At 71.3% G+C, this 8,408-nt stretch carries 6 protein-coding genes; 5 read left to right on the plus strand and 1 reads right to left on the minus strand.

Translation table 11 applies throughout. The annotated features are described in order from the left end of the window. The first annotated feature begins 326 nt into the window (after positions 1-326). Both GT042_RS38350 and GT042_RS26315 read left to right on the plus strand, forming a co-directional pair. Entirely contained in the window at positions 327-803 is a 477-nt protein-coding gene (locus GT042_RS38350; protein WP_202533873.1) for a hypothetical protein, read from the plus strand. 160 nt (positions 804-963) lie between these two features. Then, on the plus strand, positions 964-2,163 hold the full coding sequence (locus GT042_RS26315; protein WP_161311218.1) for a GTP-binding protein: 1,200 nt from the start codon (positions 964-966) through the stop codon (positions 2,161-2,163). 25 nt (positions 2,164-2,188) lie between these two features. On the opposite strand, the gene GT042_RS26320 is transcribed toward GT042_RS26315, so the two are convergent. After that, the gene (locus tag GT042_RS26320; RefSeq protein WP_161311219.1) at positions 2,189-4,639 is read right to left on the minus strand and encodes a DNA topoisomerase IV subunit A; all 2,451 of its coding nucleotides are present in this window, start codon (positions 4,637-4,639) and stop codon (positions 2,189-2,191) included. 196 nt (positions 4,640-4,835) lie between these two features. Between GT042_RS26320 and GT042_RS26325 the strand changes: the two genes are divergently transcribed. From GT042_RS26325 to GT042_RS26335, 3 genes are all read left to right on the plus strand, one after another. Continuing rightward, complete coding sequence (locus GT042_RS26325; protein ID WP_161311222.1) at positions 4,836-6,185, plus strand: pitrilysin family protein; 1,350 nt, start codon at positions 4,836-4,838, stop codon at positions 6,183-6,185. A gap of 17 nt (positions 6,186-6,202) precedes the next feature. Beyond that, entirely contained in the window at positions 6,203-7,570 is a 1,368-nt protein-coding gene (locus tag GT042_RS26330; protein WP_202533875.1) for a pitrilysin family protein, read from the plus strand. Positions 7,571-7,830: 260 nt separating this feature from the next. Next, positions 7,831-8,408 (plus strand): GntR family transcriptional regulator (locus GT042_RS26335; protein ID WP_161311221.1); only part of this gene is annotated, 578 nt, incomplete at its 3' end.

Raw genomic sequence — 8,408 nt, forward strand, 5'->3', positions numbered from 1 at the left:
GAGGGCGAGCCGGTCGGGATGTTCCGCGGCCCGCGCGTCGAGCAGCTCGGGAACGGTCGACGCGGGAACGGCCGGCGGGCGGCCCGTACGCGGGCTGCTGGGCGCGGAGCGGGTGATGACGACCTCCAGGTGCGGCTTCGGCGAGCGACCCCGTCGCGGACCCGCCGCGGCGCCGAACCACTCCCCGGGAAGCAGATGTTGGCGACCATGGCGTCAGCGCCTGCGGCTCCGCTATGGTCTGGACCAATGCGCGGTCTTCGTCAGAATATCGCCGCTGTGTCGCAGTTGTGTCGCACCCGCCACCTCTACGCCCAGGAGCGGACCACGTGGCCGTCACCCACCCCCGAACCCCCGCCGGTACGAGCCGTGGCGCCGGTACGAACACCAGCACCGGTACCGGATCCAGCACCGGCACCGGATCGAGCACCGGCACCGGATCGAGCACCGGCACCGGATCCAGCACCGGCACCGGATCCGCCGCCGGCCGCCACCTCGCCGAGCTGCTCGCCCGCCCAGGACCGTACCGCGACCGCTGGCTCCGCCAGGTCGTCCGCGCGACCTCCGAACCGGTCAACCAGGCGGCCGTGGCACGGGTGTTGGCCCACTGGCTCTGGCTCAACGGGGACGCCGCCGGAAGCGAACTCCTGCCCCGCGCCCTGCGCGACCGGGTCTCCCGCGCGCTCGGCGGACACTTGCTGTCGGCCGACACCCTGCGCCTGTTCACGGCGGCCTTCACGATGGACGAACAGGACGAGACCGCCCTCTGGACCCTGCTGGACGAGAGGCCGCCGTACGGCCGATGACGCGTGCCCCACCGCCGGGCGGCGCGCCGCCCCGCCGCATACCCTGGAACGAGCGGCAGGCACGGAAGCACAGACACCATCAATACGGACACCATCAGTACGGACAGCACCCAGCACGGACAGCACCCAGCACGGACAGCACCCACACGGAGGCACGGCGATGAGCGGCACGGACCCGGCCGGCAGGCAGCAGATCCCGGTGGTCGTGCTCACCGGCTTCCTCGGCTCGGGCAAGACGACCCTCCTCAACCACCTGCTCCGCAACCGCGCGGGCCGCCGGATCGCGGTCGTGGTCAACGACTTCGGCGCCATCGAGATCGACTCCATGACCGTCGCCGGACAGGTCGGCTCCACCGTCTCGTTCGGCAACGGCTGTCTGTGCTGCGCCGTGGACGCGAGCGAACTCGACGGCTACCTGGAGCGCCTCACCCGCCCCGAGGCGGAGATCGACATCATCGTCGTCGAGGCGAGCGGTCTCGCCGAGCCACAAGAACTGGTCCGGATGATCCTGACCGGCGACCATCCCGGCACGGTGTACGGGGGACTCGTCCAGGTCGTCGACGCCGCCGAGTTCGACACCACCCGCACCCGCCACCCCGAGATCGACCGGCACCTGGCCCTCGCGGACCTGGTCGTCCTCAACAAGACCGACCGGGTGTCGGAGGACGACCGGCAGCGCATCCGCTCCGCCCTGCGCGAGCTGAGCCCCGGGACGCCGGTGATCTCCTCCTCGTACGGACGGATCGACCCCGAGCTGCTCTTCGACCCGGCGGTGAGGCCGGCCGAGGACGAGAAGGTACGCCAACTGACCTTCGAGGACGTGTACGCGGACGAGCCCCACCCGCACGACGCCGAAACCGACCCCCACGAGGGCCATCCGCACGCCGCCTACGACACCGTCTCGTTCACGGCCACCGCCCCGATGGACCCGCGCCGCCTCATGCGGTTCCTGGACTCGCGGCCCGAAGGGCTCTACCGGATCAAGGGCTTTGTCGACTTCGGTGACGGCGACCCTGCGAACCGCTACGCCCTGCACACCGTCGGCCGCTTCCTGCGCTTCCATCCGGAGCCCTGGGGTCCCGGCGAGGAACGCCTCACCCAGCTGGTGCTGATCGGCGCGGGCATCGACGGGGACGTCCTGCTCAAGGAGCTGGCGGCCTGCCAGGGCCCCGCCGTCCAGGACGCCGGCGACGACCGTGCGATGTGGGGCGTCCTGCGTTACGTCCCGTCCGACGACGCCGGCCCCGACACGTCCGGCGACGGCTCCGACACGTCCGACAACGCCGGCCCCGACGCTCCACCGTCGACCACCCCGGAAACACAGTCGCCGGACGGACCCGAAGGCCCGCCCGGCGACTGAGAGCCCGTGCGGTGGGCGCCCCCCGTCAGTGCGCCGGCCCCGCCAGCGCCGCGATCTCCGCCGTGAACGGCGTCCCCGAACCGTCCCGCCTCGGGTCCGGCGCGGGCAGCTCCACCGGAGCCCCGTTCTTCCGCGCCGCCCTGGCCGGTCCCGCGCCCGCCCACGCCAGCGCGAGGAAGTCCTCACCCTTGAGGAAGCGGTGGCAGCGCACGCCACCCGTCGCCCGCCCCTTGCGCGGATACTGGTCGAACGGGGTGAGCTTCGCGGTCCGTACGGAATCGTCCAGCGTGCCCAGCGAGCCGGTCACCGTGAACACCGCCCCGTCCGCCGCCGGATCCACCGCCGTGAACGAGATCACCGTCGCGCCCTCGGCCAGCTTGATGCCCGCCATACCGCCCGCGGGCCGCCCCTGCGGCCGTACCTGCGCGGCCTGGAAGCGCAGCAGCTGCGCGTCGGACGTGATGAAGACCAGGTCCTCCTCGCCCGTACGCAACTCCTGGCCGCCGATGATCCGGTCACCCTCCTTGAGGGAGATGACCTCCAGCTCGTCCTTGTTCGACGGGTAGTCGGGGACCACCCGCTTGACCACCCCCTGGAGCGTGCCCAGCGCGAGCCCCGGAGAGGACTCGTCCAGCGTGGTCAGGCAGATCAGCTCCTCGTCGGGCTCCAGCGTCAGGAACTCCGCGACCGGCGCCCCGCCCGACAGGTTCGGCGCCGAGGCCGTGTCGGGCAGTTGGGGCAGGTCGATCACCGAGATCCGCAGCAGCCGGCCCTCGGACGTCACCGCGCCCACGTCCCCGCGAGCCGTGGCGGGCACGGCCGAGAGGATCACGTCGTGGTTCGTCCGCCGGCCGTCACCGCCCTCCAGCGGCTCGCCGTTGACCGTACGGGCCAGCAGTCCCGTCGAGGACAGCAGCACCCGGCACGGGTCGTCCGCGACCTCCAGCGGCACCGACGCCACCGTCGACGCGCCGGACTCCAGCAGCACCGTGCGCCGGGGGGTGCCGAACTTCTTGGCCACCGCGGCCAGTTCGGTCGAGACCAGCTTCCGCAGCTCCGCGTCCGAGTCCAGGATCCCGGTCAGCTCGTCGATCTCGCCGGTGAGCCGGTCGCGCTCGCCCTCCAGCTCGATCCGGTCGAACCGGGTGAGCCGGCGCAGCGGCGTGTCCAGGATGTACTGCGTCTGGATGTCGCTCAGCGAGAAGTGCTCGACGAGCCGCTCCTTCGCCTGCGCGGAGTTGTCGCTCGACCGGATCAGCCGGATGACCTCGTCGATGTCGATGAGCGCGACGAGCAGCCCCTCGACCAGGTGCAGCCGGTCGCGCCGCTTGGTCCTGCGGAACTCGCTGCGCCTGCGGACCACCGTGAACCGGTGGTCCAGGTAGACCTCCAGCAGCTCCTTGAGCCCGAGCGTCAGCGGCTGGCCGTCGACCAGCGCCACGTTGTTGATGCCGAAGGTCTCCTCCATCGGCGTGAGCTTGTAGAGCTGCTCCAGCACGGCCTCCGGCACGAAGCCGTTCTTGACCTCGATGACCAGGCGCAGACCGTGCGAACGGTCCGTGAGGTCCTTGACGTCGGCGATCCCCTGGAGCTTCTTCGCGGAGACCAGGTCCTTGATCTTCGCGATCACCTTCTCGGGGCCGACGGTGAACGGCAGCTCCGTGACGATCAGGCCCTTGCGGCGGGCGCTGACGTCCTCGATCGTGACCGTGGACCTGATCTTGAAGGTCCCGCGCCCCGTCTCGTACGCGTCCTTGATGCCGCCGAGCCCGACGACGCGGCCACCGGTCGGCAGGTCGGGACCCGGCACAAAACGCATCAGCGTGTCCAGGTCGGCCGACGGATGCCGGATCAGGTGGCGAGCAGCCGCCACGACCTCACCGAGGTTGTGCGGCGGCATGTTCGTCGCCATGCCGACCGCGATCCCGGTGGCTCCGTTGACCAGGAGGTTCGGGTACGCCGAGGGCAGCGTGACCGGTTCCCGCTCCTGGCCGTCGTAATTCGGCTGGAAATCGACGGTGTCCTCGTCGATGGACTCCGTCATCAGTGACGTGGCGTCAGCCATCCGGCACTCGGTGTACCGCATGGCGGCCGGCGGGTCGTCGTTCCCGAGCGACCCGAAGTTGCCATGACCGTCCACCAGCGGCAGCCGCATGGAGAACGGCTGTGCCATCCGGACGAGCGCGTCGTAGATCGACGCGTCCCCGTGCGGGTGGAGCTTTCCCATCACTTCGCCCACGACACGGGCGCACTTCACATACCCGCGGTCGGGGCGCAGCCCCATCTCGTTCATCTGGTACACGATGCGGCGGTGCACCGGTTTCATGCCGTCGCGGGCGTCCGGCAGGGCCCGGGAGTAGATCACCGAGTACGCGTACTCGAGGAAGGAGCCCTGCATTTCATCGACCACGTCGATGTCGAGGATCTTCTCCTCGAAGTCCTCCGGCGGCGGGGTCTTCGTGCTGCGGCGGGCCATCGCTGCTGCGGCTCCTTCACAGGTCCTGTACGGCAACTACTTGAACTGACGCCGACCATTGTGGACCGCTCCACCGACAACGCCGACCTCGCCCCGTCTCCCAGCGTGTGACGCACGGGAACTTCGCCAGGCGTCGGCCCGCTTGCATACAGTGGCAGGACTTCTCCATATCGCGATCGAAGGGACGTACATGCCCATGGGTCACACGGCCACAGCGCAGGCCGGTTCCGGCGGCCTGACAGCGACTGAGCACCGGCTGGCCAACGGCCTGCGCGTGGTGCTCTCCGAGGACCACCTGACCCCGGTCGCCGCGGTCTGCCTCTGGTACGACGTCGGCTCCCGGCACGAGGTCAAGGGCCGTACGGGACTCGCCCACCTCTTCGAGCACCTGATGTTCCAGGGCTCGGCGCAGGTGAAGGGAAACGGCCACTTCGAACTGGTCCAGGGCGCCGGCGGCTCCCTGAACGGCACCACCAGCTTCGAGCGCACGAACTACTTCGAGACCATGCCCACCCACCAGCTGGAGCTGGCGCTCTGGCTGGAAGCCGACCGGATGGGCTCCCTGCTCGCCGCCCTCGACGACGAGTCGATGGAGAACCAGCGGGACGTCGTCAAGAACGAGCGCCGCCAGCGGTACGACAATGTGCCGTACGGTACGGCTTTCGAGCGCCTGACCGCGCTCGCGTACCCCGAGGGCCACCCGTACCACCACACGCCGATCGGCTCCATGGCCGACCTCGACGCGGCGACCCTCGAGGACGCCCGCGCCTTCTTCCGTACGAACTACGCGCCGAACAACGCGGTGCTGTCGGTCGTCGGCGACATCGACCCCGAGCAGACGCTCGCCTGGGTCGAGAAGTACTTCGGCTCGATCCCCTCCCACGACGGCAAGCAGCCGCCGCGCGACGGCTCCCTGCCCGAGACCATGGGCGGCCAGCTGCGCGAGGAGATCCACGAGGAGGTCCCGGCGCGCGCGCTGATGGCCGCCTACCGGCTGCCGCACGACGGCACCCGTGAGTGTGACGCCGCCGACCTGGCGCTGACGGTCCTCGGCGGCGGCGAGTCGTCCCGCCTGCACAACCGTCTGGTACGGCGCGACCAGACCGCCGTCGCCGCCGGCTTCGGCCTCCTGCGCCTCGCCGGCGCCCCCTCGCTCGGCTGGCTGGACGTCAAGACGTCCGGCGGGGTCGAGGTCCCGCAGATCGAGGCCGCGGTCGACGAGGAGCTGGCCCGGCTCGCCGCCGAGGGCCCCACCGCCGAGGAGATGGAGCGGGCCCAGGCCCAGCTGGAGCGCGAGTGGCTGGACCGGCTCGGTACGGTCGCGGGCCGCGCGGACGAACTGTGCCGGTACGCCGTGCTGTTCGGCGACCCGCAGCTGGCGCTCAGCGCCGTCACGCGCGTGCTGGACATCACCGCCGACGAGGTCAGGGCCGTCGCCGCCGCCCGGCTCCGCCCGGACAACCGGGCCGTGCTGGTGTACGAACCGGTCACCGCAGAAGACGAAGCCGCCGAAGAGACCGACGAGCACGAGGGGGCGGACCAGTGACCGACGCTGCCGTGACCATGGAGTTCCATCCGCAGCCGACCGCCGGCGAGGCCAGGCCGTGGGCCTTCCCCGCCCCCGAGCGCGGCGCGCTCGACAACGGGCTGACCGTGCTGCGCTGTCACCGCCCCGGACAGCAGGTGGTGGCCGTCGAGATCAACCTCGACGCGCCGCTGGACGCCGAGCCCGAGGGCCTCGACGGCATCGCCACGATCATGGCGAGGGCGCTGTCCGAAGGCACGGACAAGCACACCGCCGAGGAGTTCGCCGCCGAGCTGGAGCGCTGCGGCGCCACCCTCGACGCGCACGCCGACCACCCCGGCCTCCGGGTCTCCCTGGAGGTCCCCGTCTCCCGGCTGCCCAAGGCGCTCGGCCTGCTCGCCGAGGCCCTGCGCGCCCCGGCGTTCGCGGACCCCGAGGTCGAGCGGCTCGTCCGCAACCGCCTCGACGAGATCCCGCACGAGACGGCCAACCCGGGCCGCCGCGCCGCCAAGCAGCTCTCCAAGGAGCTGTTCCCGGCCTCGCTGCGCATGTCCCGGCCCCGCCAGGGCACCGAGGAGACGGTCGGCCGGATCGACGCCGCCGCCGTACGCGCCTTCTACGAGGCGCACATCCGCCCGGCCACCGCCACCGCCGTGATCGTCGGCGACCTCACGGGCGTGGACGTCGACGGGCTGCTCGCCGAGACCCTCGGTGCCTGGACCGGCAACACCGCCGCCGCCCGCCCCGCCCCCGCCATCACGGCGGACGACACCGGCCGGGTCGTCATCGTGGACCGCCCCGGCGCCGTCCAGACCCAGCTGCTCATCGGCCGCATCGGCGCCGACCGCCACGACCGGGTCTGGCCGGCCCAGGTGCTGGGCACGTACTGCCTGGGAGGCACGCTCACCTCCCGGCTCGACCGGGTGCTCCGCGAGGAGAAGGGCTACACCTACGGCGTACGGGCCTTCGGCCAGGTGCTGCGCTCCGCCCCGGACGGCACGGGGGCCGCGATGCTCGCCATCAGCGGTTCCGTCGACACGGAGTCCACGGGCCCGGCGCTCTCCGACCTCTGGACGGTGCTGCGCACGCTGGCCGCCGAGGGTCTGACCGACGCCGAGCGCGACGTGGCCGTGCAGAACCTGGTCGGGGTGGCCCCGCTCAAGTACGAGACGGCTGCCTCCGTCGCGGGCACGCTGGCCGACCAGGTCGAGCAGCACCTCCCGGACGACTTCCAGGCGCGGTTGTACGCGCGCCTGGCCGAGACCGGCACGGTCGAGGCGACGGCCGCAGCGGTCAACGCCTTCCCGGTGGACCGGCTGGTCACGGTGCTCGTCGGCGACGCGTCCCAGATCAAGGCGCCGGTCGAGGCGCTGGGAATCGGCGAAGTGACGGTCGTCACCGGCTGATCCGGGCTGATCCGGGCTGATTCAGGACAAGCTTTTCCGGACACGGGGAAACCCCGGCGGCACCACGTCGCCGGGGTTTCCCCGTATGTCCGTTCGATCCTCCGGGTGCGTGCCGCGAACAGGCCCGCCGAGCCCACCGGATGGCCAAAAGGTATGCACAAATTCCGGGCACCCATCGGAAATCCGCGAAGATTGCAATAGAGTCACGGAACAGGCGTCAATCGGCAGTGTTTCGCGCGGATTAAGTCGGAGGTTCGGACATGCGCATTCCCGCGCACTCGGTATGCACGGCGATCCGCGACGACATCGTCTCCGGTGTATTCGAGCGGGGCAGCCGGCTCACCGAGGAACAGCTGGCCCGGCGGTACGGCGTCTCCCGCGTCCCGGTCCGCGAGGCGCTGCGCACGCTGGAGTCGGAGGGCTTCGTGACCACCCGCCGCCACGTCGGCGCGTGTGTGGCCGAGCCCACCGACCAGGAGGCGGCGGACCTCCTGGAGGTACGGCTCCTGCTGGAACCGCTCGGTGCGGCCCGGGCCGCCCAGCGTCGTACCGAAGCACACCTCAAGGTGCTGCGCGGCCTGGTCAGACTGGGGCAGGAGCGGGCCAGGCGGGGGCAGGGAGAGGATCTGCGCGCCCTGGGAGCGTGGTTCCACGAGACTCTCGCGCAGGCCTCCGGGAGCCCCGCGCTGACCTCGCTGCTCACCCAGCTGCGGCACAAGATCGCCTGGATGTACGTGGTCGAGCAGCCCGCCCACCCCGTGGAGTCCTGGGCCGAACACGGCGCGATCGTGGACGCGGTGGCGCGCGGCGACGCGGAGCGCGCGCGGGCGCTCACGAC

It is taken from the genome of Streptomyces sp. SID3212, from assembly GCF_009865405.1.
In the GTDB taxonomy this organism is placed as follows: Bacteria; Actinomycetota; Actinomycetes; order Streptomycetales; family Streptomycetaceae; genus Streptomyces.

Excerpts from the sequence above, each read along its gene's own strand:
- GT042_RS26320 (WP_161311219.1), bottom strand. The coding sequence starts at position 4,639 with ATGGCCCGCCGCAGCACGAAGACCCCGCCGCCGGAGGACTTCGAGGAG.
- GT042_RS26325 (WP_161311222.1), top strand. The coding sequence starts at position 4,836 with ATGGGTCACACGGCCACAGCGCAGGCCGGTTCCGGCGGCCTGACAGCG.
- GT042_RS26315 (WP_161311218.1), top strand. The coding sequence starts at position 964 with ATGAGCGGCACGGACCCGGCCGGCAGGCAGCAGATCCCGGTGGTCGTG.
- GT042_RS26330 (WP_202533875.1), top strand. The coding sequence starts at position 6,203 with ATGGAGTTCCATCCGCAGCCGACCGCCGGCGAGGCCAGGCCGTGGGCC.